A 20691-nucleotide genomic window follows, 5' to 3' on the forward strand; every position below is an offset into this window, starting at 1 on the left:
ATGGCGTTCCTTGCCATTATCGACAAGGCCGAAGCGACTCGAGGGGCTAGGTGCTGCAGACTGGACAGCTGGATGGCTTATGACCCTAGAATCTGGGCGCTGGAGTCTGGACAATAAATAAAAAAGCCGTTTTCCAACGGCTTAAAATAAAGGATTTTCTTCTATAAATTCATAGACTTTCTGAGTTAATTCTTCAGGAGAATCGGCTTCTACGATTTCGCCGTTAACGAGTGCGTACAGGGATTCTGAACATTTTGTGCAGTAGCTTAAGCAGCCATATTCCAATACGTCCAAGTTAGGGTCCCGTTCTAGTTTTTCAAAAGTCTCTTGTGATCCATTTGCGATATTGCTGATGCAAAACTCCACAATCGGTTTCATTTTGGTCACCTCACTACTACGAAATCCTACCTTTTTTTATAGCGTTAGTCAATTAATTGATTTCTATATAATAGCTTGTGAAAGTTATCACAATCGGCTATACTCGTATTTGAGAAATTGTGCAGATAAACGGATGAAAAGGGAGATCTTTATGCGAAAATTAGTTTTGCTTGGCGGAGGATATGGAAATATGCGGATATTGCTTCGCTTATTGCCAAATAACCTTCCATTGGATACGGAAATTATTTTAATCGATCGGACACCATTCCACAGCATGAAAACAGAGTTTTATGCACTCGCAGCAGGAACGGCATCAGACAATGAAGTGCGTGTGCCTTTCCCGGAAAGCGACCGCTTGAAATTGGTTCACGGCGAAATCGAGAAAATCGGTCTCGATGAAAAATTTGTTTTTATGGAAAACGGGGAGCGCATTGAATACGATGATCTGGTGATTGGATTAGGCTGTGAAGATAAATACCATAATGTGCCAGGCGCAGATGAATTTACGTACAGCATCCAGACCATCGGAAAAACTCGCGACACTTTCAATACGCTGTTGGGACTTCCATCAGGAGCCATAGTGGGGGTTGTGGGAGCTGGCCTCAGCGGCATCGAATTAGCCAGTGAACTGCGTGAAAGCAGACAGGATCTTCAAATCAAACTGTTTGACCGAGGCCCGCGGATTTTGCGGGACTTCCCGGAACGATTGAGTAATTTCGTTAAAAAATGGTTCGACAAAAACAATGTGGAAGTGGTACCTAGCTCCAACATTACGAAAGTGGAGCCTAATCTTCTCTACAACCATGAAGAAACCATCCCGGTGGATGCAGTTGTATGGACAGCGGGAATCCAGCCGGTGAAAGTGGTGCGCGAATTAGGTGTTGAAAGCGACAGCGGCGGACGCGTGGTCCTCAACCAATACCATCAAATACCCAACTATGAGAATGTATATGTAGTTGGAGATTGTGCGGCCTTGCCAATGGCGCCATCCGCACAGCTAGCTGAAGAACAAGCAGAACAAATCGTCAAAGTGCTGAAATCGGTTTGGAGAAACGAACCGTTGCCTGAGAAGATGCCGGAAATCCAGCTTAAAGGATTCCTTGGATCGCTCGGCAAAAAACAAGGCTTTGCTTATTTAGCAGACCGGACGGTAACAGGCCGGATTGCCCGCTTAATGAAATCGGGTGTTTTGTGGATGTACAAATGGCATAATGGTTGAGAAGTGCCGTTAACCCAGTTGCATAAAGGGGTAACAGGGAATAAATGAGGATTTCTCAGCGGCTCGCACAATAGCCGCACGCAATTAAAGATTCTTAATTTGGAAGAGGCTGCCGGAACGAGTGTGAACTTGTTCGGCGGCGTCTTTTTTTCTTCGTAAAATAGGTATGGATGTTTTTTGCCGTCTGGGAATCCTCATGACCCACTTTGTTCATGACGTGCCGAGATTCACACCGCCATTATTCTATATATGCAGAAGAATTGCTTTTCCAATTCACCAAAACAATATGATTTTTGTAAAGACCTTAAAACACAGTAGTGTTTAAGGTCTTTTATTTTATTAGGAGAAACCTATGCGATATCAGGCTTTAAGACGCCTATACGGAAAAAACTGTAAAATTGTTGCGGAGTTTTCGTTGGAAAACTAACAATTAACACTCTAGAACTTAAGTGGCTTACCACGTAAAGTATCGATATAGTCTGAATTTTTAGGGAATATCACATGAAGTGGCGTTGAAGAATTAAAGAAAAAGGAGGCGGAGATATTTAAAGTTTTCCATTCTAATCCATGTATTGGCCATTAATCAGACGAAAGATTTATACGAAATGTCTTGCTGAATTTACCACGGTATTTTAGCTTGAAAGTCTTTGTGAAGAGAAATTTGAAAGCGGATACATAAATGGAAGCGGAGGGAAAGAAATGGATCAAACACATTCAATTACTGCCATTGAAAAAAGAACGGTTAAGAAAACGATGAAAAGGATTTTGCCGTTTATTTTACTTTTATATGCGGTTGCTTTTTTAGACAGGATCAACCTTGGATTTGCTGCCTTGGAGATGAATGCAGATTTAGCTTTAACGGCTGAAGTATTCGGTTTGTTATCCGGTTTGTTCTTTATCGGGTATTTCCTGTTTGAAGTTCCAAGCAATCTGATGTTAAAAAAGTTTGGTGCTAAACTATGGATTTCCCGGATTATGGTTACTTGGGGGATTATCGTCGTATTAACCGGGTTTGCACAATCAGCTGCACATTTATACATCTTACGCTTTTTACTTGGAGTGGCTGAAGCAGGTTTTACACCGGGGATTATTCTGTACTTAACGTATTGGTTCAGAGCACGTGAAAGAGGGAAAGCAACCGCTGTCTTTTTTGTTGCTTTGCCATTGAGTGCATTGATCGGTGCGCCGCTGTCAACTTGGATCATCGATACTATTTCATGGGGTGGTTTAGCCGGTTGGAGATGGATGTTCATTTTAGAAGGCATACCAGCTGTCCTATTGGGGATTGTCGTTCTGTTTTACATGACCAATAGACCTGCTGATGCCAAGTGGTTAACGGTCGAAGAAAAAACATGGCTGGAAGGCGAATTGGAAAAAGAGAGAAAACTGAGTTCCCAGGTCAATAAATCTTCCCATCTTGCTATGTTGAAAGATTCGAAGGTTTGGAAGCTCTCCCTCGTTAATATAGCGGGCTTCGTCGCTGTCAATGGATTGGCTTATTGGATGCCAACGATTCTTAAATCTTTATCTTCATCTTCAACGACGAACATTCAAATTGGCTGGTTGGCCATGATTCCATCACTCATCGCCATCCCGGCAATTCTGTTTGTAGGGTGGAATGCTGACAGAACAAATTCCTATAAAAAGCACTTAATTGGATGTATGTCAATTGCCATGATTGGGCTCATTGGTTGTGCGCTAGTACCGACTGCACCATTAATGGTGTTAATGTTATCAATCACTTCTGCAGGATTGTATGGAATATCGGGTTCTTTCTATGCGTATTTAACGTTCTTCTTTACGCAATCGACAGCACCTGCAGGCATCGCATTAGTAAGTTCACTTTCTGCAATGGGTGGTTTCATAGGACCGATGCTGCTGGGGGTTGTCGAGTTAAGAGAAGGCATGTTCGTAATTGCTGGCTTTATGCTTGTCAGCCTGATTACACTTTTCACATTGAAACTGGAGAAAAATCGTCAGAGCGATCCAACAGCAAAACAGCCTATTGAAGCTTCAAATTGAATTACCAGGCCATTTTAAAAAATCAAGCAGTCTAAAAAGAGCAGAAAAGATAGAAAAAGCTGAACTTGATCAGACTGAAAAGGGCATTGGATCAGCCATGTTTACGTTATGTCTATGGGCGCTAACGCAAATAAATAATAGCATGGAGCACCTGACTGATTCGGTCGGGTGCTTTTCTGTTTCTATGGAGGCAGAGATAGGATGGAACAGAAACAGAAACTAATTGAAACCTATATAAAGACCTCTTTTTACTGCTGTTGAATCCGGTTGAATTCCGCGACCTTGCAAAGGGCCGAATGGGCAAGGCATAATAAAAAGCGCTCATTTGAGCGCTTTATTATTATGCTTCTGCTTGAAATCCATGTTTTTCAAGTTCTTTGTAAACAGGTTTCAACTGAATGTAGCCTTCACCGACAACTTCGCCTTCAACCAGAACAAGCGGATAGAAAAATTCATCCTCCAGAATACGCTGTGCATAGTCTTTTTTATGCTCTTCGGTTTGTGGTTTCTCAATGTCGATATAGGTAATTGAAAATGGCTGGTCTTTGTATTTGCGTGAAATAGCAGCTTCAAGCCATTCATATGTATCAATGGATGAAGGGGCATTGACGCAGCTGGCGCAGATAACTTCAGTTCCGTAAACTTCGATGGATATTTCTTTCGGCATAGTGGTGAACCTCCTGTAAATTCATTAGTGGCTTTTTCCTCTCAATCACATTATAATGATTATAATGAAAGGAGTCGATATAAATGACTGAAGCTATGATGGAAAGCCAAGTAATGGAAGTCCTAGATAAATTGCGTCCATTCCTTTTGCGTGACGGAGGAGACTGTGAACTCGTTGATATAGAGGATGGAATTGTAAAACTTCGTCTTCTTGGAGCTTGCGGAAGCTGCCCAAGTTCGACCATAACATTAAAAGCTGGAATTGAACGCGCATTAATGGAAGAAATTCCTGGCGTTGTGGAAGTAGAACAAGTATTTTAATGCCAAGGGACCCATTACAGGTCCCTTTTTTTGGTTCAAATAGATAAGTTCCAAGCAAGCTTGTTCACTTGAAGCAAGCAAAGGTTTATTGCTATGATGACAAAAGAGGAGTGATACGTATGACACAAGTAGTTGAGATTACTGAAGCAGCTTCTGTTCAAGTAAAAGAAATGATGCGCCACAACGAAGAGGAAGATTCTTTTCTTCGTGTAGCTGTAAAAGGCGGCGGCTGCAGCGGATTGACTTATGGCATGGCTTTTGAGAAAGAACAAGGGTCCGGCGATGATTTACTGGAGCAATTCGGCATCCGGATTTTAGTGGCGAGAGAAGATGCACCCATTTTAAAAGGTACAATTGTCGATTATAAGCAATCTTTGATGGGCGGCGGATTTACAATTGAAAATCCGAATGCGATTGCTTCGTGTGGTTGCGGGACTTCATTCCGGACTGCCCAGAAAGCAGGCACCCCTGAAAACTGCTGATTATATAAACAGATTGGAACCAAAGCCTTCTCATTTTATTGAGAGGGCTTTTTAGTTGATGTCCACTTATGCTTTCTTCGGCCTCGTAACGGACTGGTTTTACTTGAAATCTGCAGCCTAATGAAGTTAATTCCCTTTACCTGCGGCTATCTGTAATAAATCCTTCACACTTTAGGTATAAACCTTTCTGTCAGGGAATTGCCGGTTGAAAACAAGATGTAAAAGGGCTAGTATAGAGGGTAGGAGTTTGAAGGAATAAAGACGACTCGTATTTATTATTTTTCCGGTTAAAAAAATATTTGAAGGTGGTTGCGATTGTGGTGAAAAGACCGTCAATTTTAGTATTAGGAGCAGGTTATGGTGGGTTAACTACTGTAGTGAACTTGCAGAAAGTTCTGGGCACAGATGCCGCAGACATTACGTTGATCAACAAAAATGAATATCATTACGAAAGCACTTGGCTTCATGAAGCAGCTGCAGGAACGTTGCTTCCTGAGCAAGTCCGTTACGATATCAAAGATGTAATCGACAGCGTTAAAACGAAATTTGTCCAAGCGACAGTTGAAGCGATTGATGTAAAAGGCAAGAAAGTGACAACTGATAATGGTGTGTTTACATATGATTATCTTGTAATCGCTTTAGGTTTCGAAGGAGAAACTTTCGGAATTCCTGGCCTTGATAAATACGCTCTTTCAATCGCCAACGTAAAAGCAGCGCGTTATATCCGCGAACACATCGAATTCCAATTCGCTAACTGGTCGGCAGAAGAAGACAAAGACGACAGCCGTTTGACTATCGTTGTTGGCGGAGCAGGATTTACAGGAATCGAATTCTTAGGGGAACTTGCAAACCGGGTACCGGAACTTTGCAAAGAGTTCGACGTACCGCGTGATAAAGTCCGTGTCGTTTGTGTTGAAGCTGCACCAATGGTCTTGCCAGGATTTGATCCTGAGCTTGTCAGCTACGCAGTCGGCAAACTTGAATCTAAGGGAATTGAATTCTCGATCGGAACTCCGGTTGTTGAAGCGACTCCTGAAGGTGTTAATATCAAAAAAGGCGACGATGACTTCGAATTCATTAAAGCTGGCACAGTTGTTTGGGCTGCAGGCGTACGCGGAAGCAAACTGATTGAAGAATCAGGCATTGAAAACATGCGTGCCCGTGTCAAAGTAGACAAAGACCTCCGTGCTCCAGGATTCTCAGATGTTTTCATCCTTGGGGATTGCGCATTGATGATCAACGAAGAAACGAACCGCCCTTATCCGCCAACTGCACAGATTGCTATGCAGCAAGGCGAAATAGTAGCGAAAAACATCAATTCATTGATTAAAGGCGAAGACACACATGAGTTTATCCCGGACTTAAAAGGGACTGTGTGTTCATTAGGCGAAGACGACGCTATCGGTGTTGTGTTCGGCAAAAAAGTCACTGGCAAACGCGCTTCATTCATGAAGAAAATGATCGACAACCGCGCTTTATTCTTAGTAGGCGGCGCTGGTCTGGTCATGAAAAAAGGCAAGTTCAACGTTCTGTAATCAAAATCAAAAGCTCCCGCTTGCGGGGGCTTTTTTTGTTAAAGGAGAAGAGTTGATGACAAAACATAGGCGGGGCAATATATGGCTGGCAGCAGCCGGTTTAGTGACCAATTCACAAAAGCAATGGCTCGTAGTGAAAAAAAGATATGGCGGCTTGTATGGCAAGTGGTCTTTGCCAGCCGGCTTTGTTATGGCTAATGAAACCATTGACCAAGCTGCCATACGGGAAGTCAAAGAAGAAACAGGCATCGATTGTGCACTTCTTGGAATGATTGGCTTCCGTACAGGTGTCATAAGAGAAGAAATCAGCGACAACATGGCCATTTTTTTATTAACAGCGATTGATGAATCTCAACCAGTTAAAGTGCAGTTATCGGAATTGTATGAAGCGGCATGGCTGTCGCCGGATGAGCTGGCAAAAGATGAGGCTGTATCCGTTATGCTGCAGGAAATGGTGAATTATGTTTTAGAAGAAGGTTTTCAAGAGATAGAAGATGTTAACCCAGGGGATATTTTTGGCTATTCTACATATAAATTATTTTTCAAGAAATAGAGTATAGCAAAGGTAGAAGAGGCATAAGGAAGAAAAAGGGGGATGTATCCGTTTACATCGCCTTTTTCTATAGTTGCATAATGAAATCTTGCGTGGTATATTATCAGAATATTACAAACAATAACAGGGGGAGGTGTTTCGAATGACGTTTTTCAAAAAAGCATTGCCTGCTAATAAATGCCCTTATTGTGCAGGCCAAGGCTACTTCCAATTGCGTTTGGGCGGTTCGGAAACGTGCTCCCACTGTTCAGGGTCTGGTAAGAAATGATTCCTTTAAAGGTGCTTGTGGAGGATGCTCCATAGGCACCTTTTTTTGTTTGATTAAATAAGCGTCTCCGCTTTTCTTAGTGTCCAGCTGCAATGGCCAGGTTCTCGGGTCATAAGCTGTCCCAGCTATGCGGCAAAGAACGCCGCTTCGCCGATCCATCTTATGCCTGTCGAACCTTAACGGCCATTTCCGCTTTTCGTTCAACATTTGACAAAGCGATGAATTCTGGTTTGCTTCGTTGAAAGCCTGTGGTATTTCGGGTAAACTGATGAAAGGAATATCGGAGGTTAGAGTTCATGAATACATCATTCAGTATTGTTCAATTAATAATTTCGGTTCTTTTGTTTTTTGTCATGTTTTTCGGCATCGGCTTTTTGCTGAATATGCTTTTGCGCATGACCTGGCTTATGGCAATCGTTTATCCGATTGTTGTATTGTTGATTATCGACGATGTCAGCTTTTTTGACTATTTCACTAATCCAGGTGAATCTTTTTCAATGTTAGGGGATACACTGACTTCTTTGACAGGAAGTGATATTGCGGTGTTGCTGGCTGGCTTTGCTGGTGCGATCACTTCCGGGATTGTGATGAAGGTTTTACGTAAAATGGGTTATCAAATGTTTTAAAAGCTTTAAAAAATCCGCCAAACCGGAATACCGGTTTGGCGGATTTTTTATGTTAGCAGGCCATAAAAGAAAAAGGATATGGCAATGCCGGTGATGGCACCTACTAGAACTTCACTTGGCTTATGGCCCAGCAAGGTCTTCAGTTCTTCTATTTTTTCTTCTTCTTTTTTCTGTGGCCATTTTCTTGTTTCGTCCATGAATATGTAGAAGTCATTCCGCATTTTATTGATCGTCAATGCTTGTTGTCCTGCCTGGAAACGGACACCCGTCGCATCGTACATAGTGATGACAGCAAACATAGTCGACACAGCGAAAATAGTGGAATCAACGCCGTGTTCAAAAGCAACAGCTGTAGTTAGGGAAGTGACGGCCGCAGAGTGGGAACTTGGCATGCCTCCTGTTGACATGAACAATTTCCATTCCAGTTTCCGGAATACGATGTACTGGATGGGTATTTTTACAAACTGGGCAAACAAAATGGCAAACAGCGCGATCATAAGAGGCAAGTTAGAGAAAATCTCCATGACTTCACAACCTTTCAAAACGGTATATTTTGTAAGTATAGCATAATCATTGACCACATTTTAAACAAACTATTTCGAAAACCGAACTACTCGATGATTGAGATACATGATAAACTTAGAAGGAAAGCCAAAAAGAGGAGGATCTTAATGGAACTTATCGTACAAAGGGATGCAGCAAATATTGAAGCTGAAATCTTAGTGGTTGGCTTGAGCCGCCATCCGGAAAACAGTAAAGGATGGAGCGAGTTTTCAGGACGCTTTAACGGCAAGCTGGAAGAATGGACCAAAAAAGATTTGTCTTTTGACTCCAACTCTTTGGTCATTTATCCAACTCTGTCAGGCGCAATTCCACGTGTGCTTTTCGTCGGATTGAATGACCGGAAAAAACTGACGGAAGACGATTTGCGAATTTCTTTCGGACAGGTCGGCAAAGAGCTGCTAAAGAAAAAAATCAAGCATGCAGCCATTTATTTGGATTCTTTCCAGAATGACAGCATTGCAGCAGAAGACGCGGCATACCTGGCTGCTGAAGGAATCACGATGGGGACATACCGTTTTGATGATTATAAAACTTCATCCAATGAAGCCGAAGTTTCACTCCAGTCATTAAGCATTTTGACTGCTGAGGATGCTGAAGAGATTCAAGCATCTGCATTTATTGGCCAAGTATTCGGCGAATCGGTCAACGAAGCACGGACGCTTGTAAATATGCCGGGCAATCTTTTGACTGCTACGGCACTAGCTGATTATGCAAAAGAACTGGGAGAAACTTATGGTTTTGAAACGGATATCTTGGGCAAAGAGGAGCTTGAAGAATTGGGCATGGGCGCAATTCTAGCAGTCAACCAGGGATCGGTTGAAGAACCGCGTTTGATCGTTTTGAAATACAAAGCGACTGACAGTTTTGAAAATCCGCTTGCGCTTGTCGGGAAAGGAATTACGTTTGATACGGGCGGCTATTCATTAAAACCGAAAGACGGAATTGTCGGGATGAAAGGCGATATGGGTGGTGCTGCTGCGGTTCTCGGGGCAATGAAAGTGATCGGCGAATTAAAGCCTGAGAAAAATGTCGTGGCTGTCATCGCTTCTACGGACAACATGGTGTCCGGCAATGCATTTAAGCCGGATGATGTTATCACTTCGCTGAGCGGCAAGACGATTGAGATTTTGAACACGGATGCCGAGGGACGTTTGGTATTGGCTGATTCTGTAACGTACGCGAAACAGCTGGGAGCAACACATATTATTGATGTAGCTACTTTGACTGGCGGCGTGATCATTGCGCTAGGGAATGACAAAACAGGCGCTTTAACAAACGACGAAGCCTTTTTTGAAACGTTTATGGAAGCGGCACTGGAAACTGGAGAGTTTGTCTGGAGATTGCCGCTGACAGAACGAGACAAAAACCGCATCCGCAAAAGCGATGTTGCAGATTTGAATAATTCACCTGGCCGTGACGGCCATATGATTTTCGGCGGCGGTTTTGTCGGGGAGTTTGCTGAAAATACACCGTGGATCCATCTGGATATAGCGGGAACTTCCCATGCTGCGTCCAGCCATGATCTGGGACCGCAAGGCGGCACTGGAGCGATGGTCCGGACACTTGCCATGATGGTTGAAAGAATGGCAGAAGGGCAGTAAGCAAAAAAACAAGCCATCAAGCAGAAGTTGCTTGATGGCTTGTTTTATTTTTTTTCGTCTAACTTTTTTTCGACAGCAGCTTTCATATCATCCCGAACAGTTTCTTTAGCTAATGGAATACCAGACATATAAGATGCCCTGCCAATTAAATGGCCTGCTACAGGGGAAGTGATAAACAAAAAGGCAATCGCGATAATCAGCTGTGGATTAAAGTGATCTTCAATCAGCCAGAAATGAATGAACGTTCCAGCCAGAATGCCCATCACCCCAAGTGTAGAGCTCTTAGAAGCTGCATGCGTCCGTGTATAGACATCGGGAAGCCGAACCAGCCCAAGAGCTGTAACGGCACTGAAAATGACACCTGTGCTGATCAATATGATGATGAGGATATTAACGATTATTGTTTCGATCGAAAATCACTCCTCTCTCAATAAACTTCGCAAAAGCAGTTGTCCCGATAAAAGACAAGATGCTTAATAATAAAATGATTTCCAGGAAGAATTCAGTTCCGATTATAAGTGACAACAAAGCCACTATAGAAACAAGTGCTACGCCGAGGGCATCAAGCGCAACCACACGGTCAGCGACAGTAGGCCCTTTTACCAGGCGGTACAGCAAGCCGGCAAAAGCAAAACTGATAATCAAAAGGGATATCCAATAAAACATCATCAAGGCCGGCTCACCTCCAAAATGGCACGTTCAAACGTGTTTTTGATCGATGAGACCGCATCGTCAATATCTTCGAAATCAATCGCATGAATGTAAAGCCGTTTTTGATCATCTGAAATGCCAACGACCAAAGTTCCTGGGGTTAAAGTGATTAATGCGGAAAGCAAAGTCACTTCCCAGTCATGCTTCAATTCGGTTTCCAGTTCGAAAATTGCCGGACGTATATTCAAACGCGGTTGAATAACCAGCATAAACACTGAAAAACTTGAAAGGACCAATTCTTTCAAGAACAGGAAGAACAGTGAAATGACTGCCCAAACCCTTGAAGTATACAGCCGGTAGGAAAAGAATCTGCGCATTAGAATGATCAGCAGCAATCCTACGATAAAGCCTATTGCAAAACCTGTAGGAGTAAATGCGTTGGTCATGAACATCCAAACACCAGCTAAAAAGAAATTAAGTAAAATTTGCAATGCCATCTTCATCTACTCCTTTAATACCGCATCTATATAGATGGATGGATTTAATAGAACTTCACCTGCACCGCTGATTAATGGCATGAAAAATTCAGCGCCGACCCCCAGGAACACAGTGAGCGCGACCAAAAGCACTGAAGGAATCATCATTTGGCGGTAAGTCGATTTTTTGAGCGGCACGGTTTCAACCGGCTCTCCCCAGAAAGCATAAACGAAAATGCGGATAACACTCAGCAGTACCAGCAAGCTGGTGACTAATATAACGATGCTTCCCCAGAATTGCGGACCTTCAAAACCGCCTTGGACAATCAGCAATTTACCGGGGAACCCGCTAAGCGGTGGAATTCCTGCCAATCCGAAAGCGGTAATCAGGTAAACCCAGCCGAGAACCGGATAAGTCTTCATCAACCCGCCCATTTGGCGCAAGTTCGATGTGCCGAAAATGACCGCTACAATCCCGACTAAGAAGAACAAAGCTGCTTTGATCAGCATATCATGGATCAAATAGAAGATGGACCCATTTACACCGGCTTCATTTAATTGAGAAACGCCGAACAAAATAACACCGACCGCAATAATGATGTTATAAATAATGATTTTCTTGACATCAAAATAGGCCAAGGCGCCGATGCAGCCGGCAAGAATCGTCAAGATTGCGATAATGGCCAGCAATTCATGCGTGAAATCTGTATTCATTGTGAAAAATAACGTGTATGTACGCATGATTGCATAAACCCCGACTTTGGTCAGCAAAGCACCAAACAAAGCTAAAATAGGGATTGGCGGGGCGTAATAAGCGCCCGGCAGCCAGAAATATAACGGGAAAATAGCTGCCTTAAAGCCAAATACAATCAGGAACAGGACGGCTATGACCGTCAGGATTCCAGTAGCCTCAATTTGCGGGATTTTCACGGCTAAATCAGCCATATTCAATGTTCCCGTAACGGAATACAAAAAAGCTACAGCGGATACAAATAAAGCGGAAGAAATGATGTTGACAAGCAAGTACTTGATCGTCTCGCGCAATTGCGGCTTTTGTCCGCCGTGGACAATCAGCATATACGATGACATCAATAATACTTCAAAGAAAACAAATAAGTTAAAGATATCTCCAGTAGTAAAAGCGCCGTTTACACCAGTCAGCAGGAAAAGCACTGCCGGGTAATAAAACGATTGCTCCCGCTCCACGCCAATTGTCGGAAAGCTATAAAAAATAACGAATAGGGTAATGACTGTCGCGCTTAGTACTAGTAAAGCGGAAAACAAGTCGGATACCATCGTGATGCCAAAAGGCGCATCCCAACTGCCGAGTGTAACGGCTTGGATGCCATCTGTCTTCACTTTAGCTATTAAAAATAAGACTGCGATTAATGCCAATCCGGCACCTAGAGCAGCGATGCTTCGCTGCATGCGGATATTTTTAGGGAAAAACAGCAAAATCGCAGCAAATAGCAACGGAATTAAGACAGGAAATAGAAGTAAGTTAATCATCGTCTTCAGTTCCTCTCATTAAATTCACGTTATCGGTGCCAAGCTCCTGATAAGAGCGGTAAGCAAGAACCAAGAAAAATGAAGTCACCGCAAATGAGATAACAATCGCCGTCAGAATAAGCGCTTGTGGAAGGGGATCGACATAATCCGAAATACTTACTCCCTCAGCAACAACAGGGGGGGCGGTTCCACCAAGCCCGCCCATTGTCAAAATCAACAAGTGGGCGCCATGGCTAAGCAAACCGGTACCGATAATAATGCGGATCAAACTTTTCGAAAGCATCAAGTAGACAGCTGCCATAAACAAAAAGCCGATGACAACCGACATAATAATTTCCATTATTCATCCTCTCCAATCGTTTGAATAATGGTCATCGTAACTCCAACAACAACCAAGTAAACGCCTAGGTCAAACAAAGCAGCTGAATGCAAGGACGTTTCACCCCAAAGCGGCAAATCAAAATAATCGTAAGCATGCGTAAAGAACGGAACATTAAAGAAAATGGAAGCACTCGCAGTTCCGAGAGCCAGCAATAAGCCTATAGCTGTCATCATTACATAGTTGAACGGAATGATTTTTTTTACCGTTTCAATATCGTAGGCAAGCATCAACAAAACGATAGCGCTCGCTGTCAAAAGCCCGCCGACAAAACCGCCGCCAGGGGTGTAATGCCCTGCGAAGAAAATGTGGATAGCGAACATTAAAATGATAAACGTCACCACTTTAGTAGCGGTTTGAAGCATCACATCATTTGTTTTCATGTTGCTCCTCCTTTTTGCTTAAACGGAGTTTAATCATGGTGATAATCGCAATTCCCGCAATTCCAAGAACAGTAATTTCAAATAGCGTATCAAAACCGCGGTAATCGACTAAAATAACGTTTACGATATTGCCGCCGCCTGCTTCAGAGTAAACGGTTTCTTTGTAATACTCGGAAATGGATGGCAAGACTTTTTGCGAATGCGACGCTAAAGCAACCAGTGTCATGGTCACCCCGACACCTAAAGCAATTGCTGCATTCCCGAGTTTAAAGCCCATCCGTTCTTCTTTTTTGCTGACTTTCGGCAAGTGATAAAACGCTAAAAGGAATAACGCCACAGAAATGGTTTCAATAACCAACTGGGTCAAAGCCAAATCCGGAGCCCGGAACATGACGAAGAACAAAGCCACCGAATAGCCGACCGCTCCGAGCGCAATAATTGAAGTCAATCTGGATTTTGCGAAAAGGATCGTGGTCGTGCCGCCGACCAGTGCAGCGATAATGACAATACCATAAATTCCGACCGGTGCTGAATTAGTCAAATCAAGGACAAAGGCTTCTGTTAGAACCAATGTACTTAAGACGATAAGCACCAGGAAGCCGAACATATAGACCAGGTAGGAACGGATAAAGCCAGTCATGTAAACTGCGGAAAAACGGTTTGCCCCGCCGTCGCTCAAATACGTAAAAGTATCGTATAAGCGATTGAGTGATACGGTATCGGGAAATACTTCATATGCCCGCTTCCATTTACGGAATGACCAGAACAGCAAAGCTCCTACGGCAAAAATACCGAGTGTCATAAAGAATTCTGTATTGGCTCCGTGCCACGCAGAAACATGGATATCAACTTCATCCGGAGAACTATACATAAACGGCTGGATAGCCAATACTGCCGGTTTGACAATCCAATCGCCAACCAGATTCGGAATAAAGAAAATGATAATGACAAGTGCTGCTAAAATAGCAGGGGATACCAGCATGCCAATTGGCGCTTCGTGAGCGTGTTTCGGCAATTCTTCCGGCTTGTGCTTGCCGGCAAAAGTATGGAACACAAAATAGAAGCTGTAAACAAACGTAAAGACACTTCCAATCCATGCCAGTACAGGGAACAAGACACCCCATACATCCATTGAGAACAAATTGAATTCAGCAATGGCGAGCATAGCCGTCAAAAACATTTCTTTGCTCAGGAATCCGCCGAAAAGCGGAATTCCTGCCATCGAGAATGACCCGATCATGGCAAGCGTAAAGCTGATTGGCATGATGCTCATCAAACCGCCCAGTTTACGGATATCGCGTGTGCCGGTTTCATGATCGACGATTCCCGCCACCATGAATAGGCTGCCTTTAAATACTGCGTGATTGACCAAGTGGAAAATGGCTGCGAATGCGGCATATTTAAAGACTGTTCCCGCCGCATCTTCGACATGGAAACCGAGTGCGGATGCACCCAATAAACTCATGATCAAGCCCAATTGGGAAACTGTTGAAAAAGCGAGAATCGCTTTTAAATCCTTCTGCTTCAATGCAAAGAACGAACCCCAGAACATGGTGAACAACCCGACTCCGGTTACGAGCCAAATCCAAGTGCCGGAAGCAGCAAAAATAGGGGTAAATCTGGCGACCAGATAAAGCCCTGCTTTTACCATGGTGGCAGAATGCAAATAAGCGCTTACAGGAGTCGGCGCTTCCATCGCATCCGGCAACCAAATGTAGAATGGAAATTGAGCGGATTTGGTAAATGCACCGAGCAAAATCAACACCAAAGCCCACGTAAAGAACTCGTGATTCACAAGTTCAGGAGCCTGGGAAACGAGTTCCCGGATCGAATATGTATTTCCCATAATGCTGAGAAGCACAAATCCCCCAAGCATCATCAAACCGCCAAAAACTGTGATCATCATCGACTTTAATGCCCCAAACCGTGAACGGTCGCGTGTATACCAGTAGCCGATCAATAAGAACGAAGAAATCGACGTGAGTTCCCAGAAAAGATAAAGGGAAATCATATGGTCTGACTGGACAATGCCCAGCATGGCAGTCATGAACATCAGTAAATAGACGTAAAAATTATGTAATTGCTCGCGGTTTTTATCCAGATAAAATACTGAATACAATACGACGAGAGATCCGATGCCTGTAATCAGCAGCGAGAACAGGAGGCTCAATCCATCCAGGTAGGCAACAAATGAGAGGCCGAGTGATGGAATCCACTGGAACTCAGATACCCGTGTCCCGCCGTCCATCGTAATAGGGAGCAGCGTAGCGTAATACACGAATAAAACCAGCGGAACAATTAAAACAAACCAGCCGGTATGAATGCGGCCGATTTTTTTGAACAACAGCGGAACCAAACACGCTGCAAGTATAGGTAAGAAAATCAAAAACACAAGTGACAAATGAATCCTCCTTTCAAGCGGATACGTGATGACTTTCTTAAGAAATTATAACGTACATCATGACAATTTGCACCGTAAGAAACAGAACCGCTTGCCTACGCTCTAAATTTTCAATTTCATTTGTAATAGGAAGAAACTCAATTAAGGAAATTTTGTGACTTTTTATAAGGTAATAAAAAAGTCGACTTTCTAATGAAAATCGACTTTTCTCTACATGGATTTCAATTCTTGTTCGAGCAAAACATCTTCAAAATCCTGCTCAGGCTTCGAAGTGGTGTACTTTAAAAATAAAAATGAAACTAAGAATAAGGAGCCTGTTACGATGAAAACGGAAGGAATTCCGATAAATCCGCTGACAATTCCTCCAAACATCGGACCGATGATATTGCCTAAAAACCGGAAGCTTGTATTATACCCCATGATTTCTCCTTGGATTTCAATGGGTGCTTCTCTTCTCATAAGTGCTGTAGTGGTCGGTATCATCCCGCCGACTGCAATGCCGAATAACAGACGCAGCACCATCAATTGCCAAAGCTCAGTAACAAATGCTTGAGGTATGATAAAGACGAAAGCAAGAATCAGTAAAAACGTCAAAACTTTTTCGTAGCCGATCTGGTCGCCAAGGCGTCCCCAACGGCGGGCAAACAGCAAATTGCCGACACCTGTCGCACTGAAAGTTATTCCTGCTAAAAGCGCAACTTGTGTCCCGTCCGTTAATTGTGCGACATATAAAGATAATAACGGCTGTATGCTAAAGTTGCCGATTTGGATCAAAGAAGTGATAATCATGACATTAAACAGCAGGCGATGATTGATAATCCCTTGAATAATCGTTTTTCTTGCGTATACATGAGCGTCTTTTTTCTTGACGCGTTTGATTTCGTTCAATCCAACAACCACCAGCAGCGCTGCAATTCCGATTACGGCGGATGTGATAATGAATGTATATATAAAACCGAAAGTATCTGCCATCAAACCGCCGATTACCGGACCAAATAACGTGCCGGACACACTGCCCATTTGAAGCGTGCCAAGCGTCTTGCCGGCTTCTTCTTTAGGCGTTTGTGAACTTACAAATGCGAGGGAAGTCGGGATAAACCCAGTCACCACTCCCATAAATAGCCGGATAAAGAACAATTCATGGACCGAATCAGCGGTTCCCATTAAGAAAATGCTGATGGCAATCCCAAACCCGTTGATGATTAAGATCGGTTTGTAACCATATTTATCCGCAATTCTTCCCCAAATAGGAGACATCAAAAAAGCGGCAACAAACGTAACCCCGAACACAAGTCCCGCCCAGCGCTGAACATAGGCATCTGAATAATTGCCAAGCGTTTCAATATAAAGAGATAAAAAAGGCATGATCATCGTTGTACTGCCGGCCACCAAGAAATTAGTAAACATAATTATAAAGAAATTCTTTTTTTGTCTATTCATCCGGAACCCCTTCTTTCTGAACCGCGAATCTAGTTCTATTATAATGTATTTCGTCACTCGAAAAAAGGAAGGTGAATTACAAGTGTTTTCAAAAAACTTTTATGTTAAAATAAAGCGGGGTGAATGAGATGAGAAAAAAGATATGGTTAACCGTATTGGCGGCTGCTTTTCTAACAGCTTGCAATGCAGAAAACGACACAACAAAAAAAGAGACATCAACAGAAGCGGAAACATCTTCGGAAACTGCTTCTGAAACGAAAACTGTAGAAGGTTTTCCTCAGTTAACTAAAGAAGTGGCACCGGACGAAGCTTTGGTGCAAATGAATACATCAGAAGGCGCTATCCAAATTAAGCTGTTCCCTGAACTGGCTCCCAAGGCAGTCGAAAACTTCCTTACACATGCGGAGAAAGGTTATTACGACGGACTCCTGTTCCATCGGGTAATTGAAGATTTCATGCTGCAAGGCGGTGATCCGACCGGTACAGGAGGCGGAGGAGAAAGCATTTACGGTGAACCTTTTGAAGATGAGTTCAGTGATAATCTGTATAACTTCCGTGGAGCGCTTTCAATGGCAAATGCCGGACCTGGAACAAATGGCAGCCAGTTCTTCATTGTCCAGGCGAGTGAAGTGCCGGAAAGCAACATTCCGTCCGATTATCCTGAAGAAGTGAAAAAGGCTTATAGCGAAATAGGCGGAACTCCTTGGCTTGACGGTGCCCATACGGTATTCGGCCAAGTGATAGAGGGAATGGAAGTGGTTGATGCGATTGCTGCTGCTGAAACCCAACAAGACAGACCCGTCGAAGACATTACCATCGAATCGATCGAGATTCTACAGCAATAATAAAAAGAGGGGAATTCCATAAAACGGATCCCCTCTTTTTATGTTTAGGCTAGCACCGCTGCACCTAACTGGAAATAATGTTCGAATCTTGTTCATTATTGCTTAGAAGGTTATCGTAGCCCGATATCTATATACATCAGCAATACGAAAGAAGCATTGTTATTCCGGAAAAATCTTGAGGCCAGTCTTTTTAAACAGCAAGATTCCGGACCATCTTCAAAATACTCGGAATATCTCTCTTTTCTTTTTTGTTTTCTATGATATCATAGCCTTTAATACTACAGAAATGTCAGGTGAAATTAAATGGAAACCAGTGAAATGAACCGGCGGGCAGTCAGAATCCTTGAAGAATGGAACCCTTTTTCGGTAGGCGAAGAGTTACACGGCACAGAAATTGTCGCTGTAGTAGCTCAATTACATATATTGGACCATCCTTCTGACTTAGCGAAACAGATTCAAAGAATTTACGAGTTTTCTTTTAAAAAGTGGATTCCACTCGAGAAATGCGTAGAAATCTCGTATAAATTGCTTGCTTTGAAATATGAAGCAAAATGCATCATCTAAAAAGAAAAAGCTTTCGGCTGCAATAGCCGAAAGCTTTTTTAGTTAGATGTCTCCAGCGAATCGAGCAAATTAGAAGCCGGTACCTCTAAAGCATTGGAAAGCTTTAGAATGGTTTGGACAGATGGTATTTCTTCCCCTGATTCGTAAGCTTGGAGGCGAGCAACGCCAACGCGTGCTTTCAATGCCAATTCATCCAATGACAAACGGCGCTCTTCCCGAAGGAACTTTAATTGGGCGTGCAAATCTTCTCTCATATTCATACACTCCTTTGCATGGCATTGCAATTGCTTATTAAAATCATACCACAACCATGTCTTCTCAATAACTCAAATTATGGCATAGTAAGATATTTATTTTCAGAATACATCCAGGATGCCTTGGATAAAGACAATGATGATGGCAACTGGCGCAACATATCTGACCAGGAAGCGCCAAATGGAGAACCATGTTGATTGGCCTTCCAATTCCAATGCGCTGTCCTTTTTCGTCAAAACATAGCCGGCAAAAATGGAAGTGAAGAGAGCTCCCAGCGGCAAACCGATTTTACTGGTAAGAATATCGATGAAATCAAAGAATATATAACCGAACAAAAACGGTTCTGACATAACACCGAACGATAAGGCACTTGGAATACCGACAAGGAAAATCATCAAGCCGTATATCCATGCTAATTTGCGGCGTCGTTCGTATTTGTTTTTTACACCAATCGATACGACAATTTCCAGCATAGCGATAGAAGAGGTTAGTGTTGCAAACAGCATAAGCACAAAGAAAATGATCAGCAAAAATTCACCCATGAACAGCTGATCGAAAATCGCCGGGAGAATGATGAAGACCAGTCCAGGTCCTTGGTCAGGCGAATAGCCGAGTGCAAAGACGGCCGGGAAAATGATAAGGCCAGCCATTACAGATATGATGATATTCAGTGAAACGACACTGAGCGCAGAACGAGTCAAGTTTTCTTCTTTTGATAAATAAGAAGCGTATGTAATCATACCTGCAACACCGACACTCAATGAGAAAAAGGCCTGGCCAAGGGCAGTTAAGGCTGTTTCAAATGTAAAGAATGACCAATCCGGCACAAGCATAAATTTAACGCCTTCTATAGCGCCGTCCAGTGTCAGTGAACGGATCATCAACACCAGGAAAAATAACAATAATGCCGGCATCATAATTTTGCTGGCGCGTTCAATTCCTGCTTGGACTCCACCTTGGACAATCCAAATGGTTAAAAACATAAACAAGCCTTGCGCAATTAAAACTTCTACTGGGTTGCCGATAATTCCATTAAACAAATTTGCAAAATCATTGTCACCTAAATCAGAAAGCTGCAGCAGGATGGAGCGTCCTAAATAAGATAAAATCCAACCGCCGACTACGCTGTAAAAAGACAAAATCATAAATGAAAAGAAAAAACCGGACCAGCCGATTAAAAACCATTTCTTTCCTGGTGCTTGTTTTTTAAAACTGGTAACAGCATCAGCCTGGCCTCTGCGGCCAATAACAAACTCCGCAATCAGTATGGGCAAGCCGATAGCAATCGTGCTGATAATGAACATTAGTATAAAAACACTGCCGCCGTTTGAACCGGTTTCGTAAGGGAACTTCCAAATAGCGCCTAACCCGATAGCGCTTCCAGCAGCTGCAAGGATAAAACCGATTTTGGAAGTCCATTGTTCTCGTTTATGCATTTCTTCACTCCTAATAATCAAACATTTTATTATTCTACACGAGTAATAATAAAAAAAATAGCTTTAAGTAATTTGCTAGTTTTATCTTCGTGTATAATAAACAAAAAAAGGAATTGT

General features: G+C 42.9%; 24 protein-coding genes. 11 read left to right on the top strand and 13 right to left on the bottom strand.

What is annotated here, in order from left to right:
• Positions 1–141 precede the first annotated feature (141 nt).
• A complete protein-coding gene (locus QWY16_RS06375) occupies positions 142–378 on the bottom strand; it encodes a YuzB family protein (RefSeq protein ID WP_300992112.1) in 237 nt (78 codons plus the stop codon).
• A gap of 151 nt (positions 379–529) precedes the next feature.
• Here QWY16_RS06375 and QWY16_RS06380 point away from each other — a divergent pair, with 151 nt between their 5' ends.
• Positions 530–1597: an NAD(P)/FAD-dependent oxidoreductase gene (locus QWY16_RS06380; RefSeq protein WP_300992114.1), complete on the top strand. Its 1068-nt coding sequence runs from the start codon at positions 530–532 to the stop codon at positions 1595–1597.
• Between the two features lie 699 nt (positions 1598–2296).
• Positions 2297–3619: an MFS transporter gene (locus tag QWY16_RS06385; RefSeq protein ID WP_300992115.1), complete on the top strand. Its 1323-nt coding sequence runs from the start codon at positions 2297–2299 to the stop codon at positions 3617–3619.
• 340 nt (positions 3620–3959) lie between these two features.
• Here QWY16_RS06385 and QWY16_RS06390 read toward each other — a convergent pair whose 3' ends face one another.
• Entirely contained in the window at positions 3960–4286 is a 327-nt protein-coding gene (locus tag QWY16_RS06390) for a YuzD family protein (RefSeq protein WP_300992116.1), read from the bottom strand.
• 83 nt (positions 4287–4369) lie between these two features.
• Between QWY16_RS06390 and QWY16_RS06395 the strand changes: the two genes are divergently transcribed.
• The 6 genes from QWY16_RS06395 to QWY16_RS06420 all read left to right on the top strand — a co-directional run bounded on the left by QWY16_RS06395 (position 4370) and on the right by QWY16_RS06420 (position 8070).
• Positions 4370–4606, top strand: coding sequence for a NifU family protein (locus QWY16_RS06395; RefSeq protein ID WP_300992117.1), 237 nt, complete (start codon positions 4370–4372; stop codon positions 4604–4606).
• A gap of 119 nt (positions 4607–4725) precedes the next feature.
• Complete coding sequence (locus tag QWY16_RS06400) at positions 4726–5088, top strand: HesB/IscA family protein (protein ID WP_300992118.1); 363 nt, start codon at positions 4726–4728, stop codon at positions 5086–5088.
• A 320-nt stretch (positions 5089–5408) separates the two neighbouring features.
• Entirely contained in the window at positions 5409–6623 is a 1215-nt protein-coding gene (locus QWY16_RS06405; RefSeq protein ID WP_300993323.1) for an NAD(P)/FAD-dependent oxidoreductase, read from the top strand.
• A 55-nt stretch (positions 6624–6678) separates the two neighbouring features.
• Positions 6679–7176: an NUDIX domain-containing protein gene (locus QWY16_RS06410; RefSeq protein ID WP_300992120.1), complete on the top strand. Its 498-nt coding sequence runs from the start codon at positions 6679–6681 to the stop codon at positions 7174–7176.
• Positions 7177–7318: 142 nt separating this feature from the next.
• Positions 7319–7444, top strand: coding sequence for a YuiA family protein (locus QWY16_RS06415; protein WP_300992122.1), 126 nt, complete (start codon positions 7319–7321; stop codon positions 7442–7444).
• 296 nt (positions 7445–7740) lie between these two features.
• A complete protein-coding gene (locus tag QWY16_RS06420; protein WP_300992124.1) occupies positions 7741–8070 on the top strand; it encodes a YuiB family protein in 330 nt (109 codons plus the stop codon).
• Between the two features lie 47 nt (positions 8071–8117).
• Here QWY16_RS06420 and QWY16_RS06425 read toward each other — a convergent pair whose 3' ends face one another.
• Positions 8118–8594 carry a divergent PAP2 family protein gene (locus QWY16_RS06425; RefSeq protein WP_300992125.1) on the bottom strand — a complete coding sequence of 159 codons (477 nt, stop codon included), beginning with the start codon at positions 8592–8594 and terminating at the stop codon, positions 8118–8120.
• A 147-nt stretch (positions 8595–8741) separates the two neighbouring features.
• On the opposite strand from QWY16_RS06425, the gene QWY16_RS06430 reads away from it, so the two are divergent.
• Complete coding sequence (locus tag QWY16_RS06430; protein ID WP_300992126.1) at positions 8742–10235, top strand: leucyl aminopeptidase; 1494 nt, start codon at positions 8742–8744, stop codon at positions 10233–10235.
• A gap of 44 nt (positions 10236–10279) precedes the next feature.
• Here QWY16_RS06430 and mnhG read toward each other — a convergent pair whose 3' ends face one another.
• The 8 genes from mnhG to QWY16_RS06470 all read right to left on the bottom strand — a co-directional run bounded on the left by mnhG (position 10280) and on the right by QWY16_RS06470 (position 17474).
• Complete coding sequence (mnhG, locus tag QWY16_RS06435) at positions 10280–10609, bottom strand: monovalent cation/H(+) antiporter subunit G (RefSeq protein WP_300992127.1); 330 nt, start codon at positions 10607–10609, stop codon at positions 10280–10282.
• A 16-nt stretch (positions 10610–10625) separates the two neighbouring features.
• Positions 10626–10907: a Na(+)/H(+) antiporter subunit F1 gene (locus tag QWY16_RS06440; protein ID WP_300992128.1), complete on the bottom strand. Its 282-nt coding sequence runs from the start codon at positions 10905–10907 to the stop codon at positions 10626–10628.
• Positions 10904–11383: a Na+/H+ antiporter subunit E gene (locus QWY16_RS06445; RefSeq protein WP_300992130.1), complete on the bottom strand. Its 480-nt coding sequence runs from the start codon at positions 11381–11383 to the stop codon at positions 10904–10906. Before QWY16_RS06445 ends, QWY16_RS06440 begins: the two co-directional genes overlap by 4 nt.
• Positions 11384–11389: 6 nt before the next feature.
• A complete protein-coding gene (locus QWY16_RS06450) occupies positions 11390–12871 on the bottom strand; it encodes a Na+/H+ antiporter subunit D (protein WP_300992131.1) in 1482 nt (493 codons plus the stop codon).
• Positions 12864–13211, bottom strand: a complete 348-nt coding sequence (locus QWY16_RS06455) for a Na(+)/H(+) antiporter subunit C (RefSeq protein WP_300992132.1) — start codon at positions 13209–13211, stop codon at positions 12864–12866. Before QWY16_RS06455 ends, QWY16_RS06450 begins: the two co-directional genes overlap by 8 nt.
• Complete coding sequence (locus QWY16_RS06460; protein ID WP_300992133.1) at positions 13211–13633, bottom strand: Na(+)/H(+) antiporter subunit B; 423 nt, start codon at positions 13631–13633, stop codon at positions 13211–13213. The genes QWY16_RS06455 and QWY16_RS06460 overlap by 1 nt, the downstream gene beginning before the upstream one ends.
• Positions 13620–16034 carry a Na+/H+ antiporter subunit A gene (locus QWY16_RS06465; protein ID WP_300992135.1) on the bottom strand — a complete coding sequence of 805 codons (2415 nt, stop codon included), beginning with the start codon at positions 16032–16034 and terminating at the stop codon, positions 13620–13622. The genes QWY16_RS06460 and QWY16_RS06465 overlap by 14 nt, the downstream gene beginning before the upstream one ends.
• 210 nt (positions 16035–16244) lie before the next feature.
• Positions 16245–17474 carry an MFS transporter gene (locus QWY16_RS06470; RefSeq protein WP_300992136.1) on the bottom strand — a complete coding sequence of 410 codons (1230 nt, stop codon included), beginning with the start codon at positions 17472–17474 and terminating at the stop codon, positions 16245–16247.
• A gap of 128 nt (positions 17475–17602) precedes the next feature.
• On the opposite strand from QWY16_RS06470, the gene QWY16_RS06475 reads away from it, so the two are divergent.
• Positions 17603–18319 carry a peptidylprolyl isomerase gene (locus tag QWY16_RS06475; protein WP_300992137.1) on the top strand — a complete coding sequence of 239 codons (717 nt, stop codon included), beginning with the start codon at positions 17603–17605 and terminating at the stop codon, positions 18317–18319.
• Between the two features lie 303 nt (positions 18320–18622).
• On the top strand, positions 18623–18883 hold the full coding sequence (locus tag QWY16_RS06480) for a DUF1871 family protein (protein WP_300992138.1): 261 nt from the start codon (positions 18623–18625) through the stop codon (positions 18881–18883).
• Positions 18884–18921: 38 nt separating this feature from the next.
• On the opposite strand, the gene QWY16_RS06485 is transcribed toward QWY16_RS06480, so the two are convergent.
• Positions 18922–19137, bottom strand: a complete 216-nt coding sequence (locus QWY16_RS06485; protein WP_300992139.1) for a helix-turn-helix domain-containing protein — start codon at positions 19135–19137, stop codon at positions 18922–18924.
• Positions 19138–19239: 102 nt separating this feature from the next.
• Complete coding sequence (locus QWY16_RS06490; RefSeq protein WP_300992140.1) at positions 19240–20574, bottom strand: sodium-dependent transporter; 1335 nt, start codon at positions 20572–20574, stop codon at positions 19240–19242.
• Positions 20575–20691: the final 117 nt, after the last annotated feature.

It is taken from the genome of Planococcus shenhongbingii, from assembly GCF_030413635.1.
In the GTDB taxonomy this organism is placed as follows: domain Bacteria; phylum Bacillota; class Bacilli; order Bacillales_A; family Planococcaceae; genus Planococcus; species Planococcus shenhongbingii.

Bases quoted from the DNA above. Each gene is read 5' to 3' on its own strand.
- QWY16_RS06460 (WP_300992133.1), bottom strand. From the start codon at position 13,633: ATGAAAACAAATGATGTGATGCTTCAAACCGCTACTAAAGTGGTGACG.
- QWY16_RS06395 (WP_300992117.1), top strand. From the start codon at position 4,370: ATGACTGAAGCTATGATGGAAAGCCAAGTAATGGAAGTCCTAGATAAA.
- QWY16_RS06480 (WP_300992138.1), top strand. From the start codon at position 18,623: ATGGAAACCAGTGAAATGAACCGGCGGGCAGTCAGAATCCTTGAAGAA.
- QWY16_RS06380 (WP_300992114.1), top strand. From the start codon at position 530: ATGCGAAAATTAGTTTTGCTTGGCGGAGGATATGGAAATATGCGGATA.
- QWY16_RS06430 (WP_300992126.1), top strand. From the start codon at position 8,742: ATGGAACTTATCGTACAAAGGGATGCAGCAAATATTGAAGCTGAAATC.
- QWY16_RS06390 (WP_300992116.1), bottom strand. From the start codon at position 4,286: ATGCCGAAAGAAATATCCATCGAAGTTTACGGAACTGAAGTTATCTGC.
- QWY16_RS06490 (WP_300992140.1), bottom strand. From the start codon at position 20,574: ATGCATAAACGAGAACAATGGACTTCCAAAATCGGTTTTATCCTTGCA.
- QWY16_RS06415 (WP_300992122.1), top strand. From the start codon at position 7,319: ATGACGTTTTTCAAAAAAGCATTGCCTGCTAATAAATGCCCTTATTGT.
- QWY16_RS06450 (WP_300992131.1), bottom strand. From the start codon at position 12,871: ATGATTAACTTACTTCTATTTCCTGTCTTAATTCCGTTGCTATTTGCT.
- QWY16_RS06375 (WP_300992112.1), bottom strand. From the start codon at position 378: ATGAAACCGATTGTGGAGTTTTGCATCAGCAATATCGCAAATGGATCA.
- QWY16_RS06475 (WP_300992137.1), top strand. From the start codon at position 17,603: ATGAGAAAAAAGATATGGTTAACCGTATTGGCGGCTGCTTTTCTAACA.
- QWY16_RS06420 (WP_300992124.1), top strand. From the start codon at position 7,741: ATGAATACATCATTCAGTATTGTTCAATTAATAATTTCGGTTCTTTTG.
- QWY16_RS06470 (WP_300992136.1), bottom strand. From the start codon at position 17,474: ATGAATAGACAAAAAAAGAATTTCTTTATAATTATGTTTACTAATTTC.
- QWY16_RS06485 (WP_300992139.1), bottom strand. From the start codon at position 19,137: ATGAGAGAAGATTTGCACGCCCAATTAAAGTTCCTTCGGGAAGAGCGC.
- QWY16_RS06445 (WP_300992130.1), bottom strand. From the start codon at position 11,383: ATGGCATTGCAAATTTTACTTAATTTCTTTTTAGCTGGTGTTTGGATG.
- QWY16_RS06385 (WP_300992115.1), top strand. From the start codon at position 2,297: ATGGATCAAACACATTCAATTACTGCCATTGAAAAAAGAACGGTTAAG.
- QWY16_RS06425 (WP_300992125.1), bottom strand. From the start codon at position 8,594: ATGGAGATTTTCTCTAACTTGCCTCTTATGATCGCGCTGTTTGCCATT.
- QWY16_RS06455 (WP_300992132.1), bottom strand. From the start codon at position 13,211: ATGGAAATTATTATGTCGGTTGTCATCGGCTTTTTGTTTATGGCAGCT.
- QWY16_RS06400 (WP_300992118.1), top strand. From the start codon at position 4,726: ATGACACAAGTAGTTGAGATTACTGAAGCAGCTTCTGTTCAAGTAAAA.
- QWY16_RS06410 (WP_300992120.1), top strand. From the start codon at position 6,679: ATGACAAAACATAGGCGGGGCAATATATGGCTGGCAGCAGCCGGTTTA.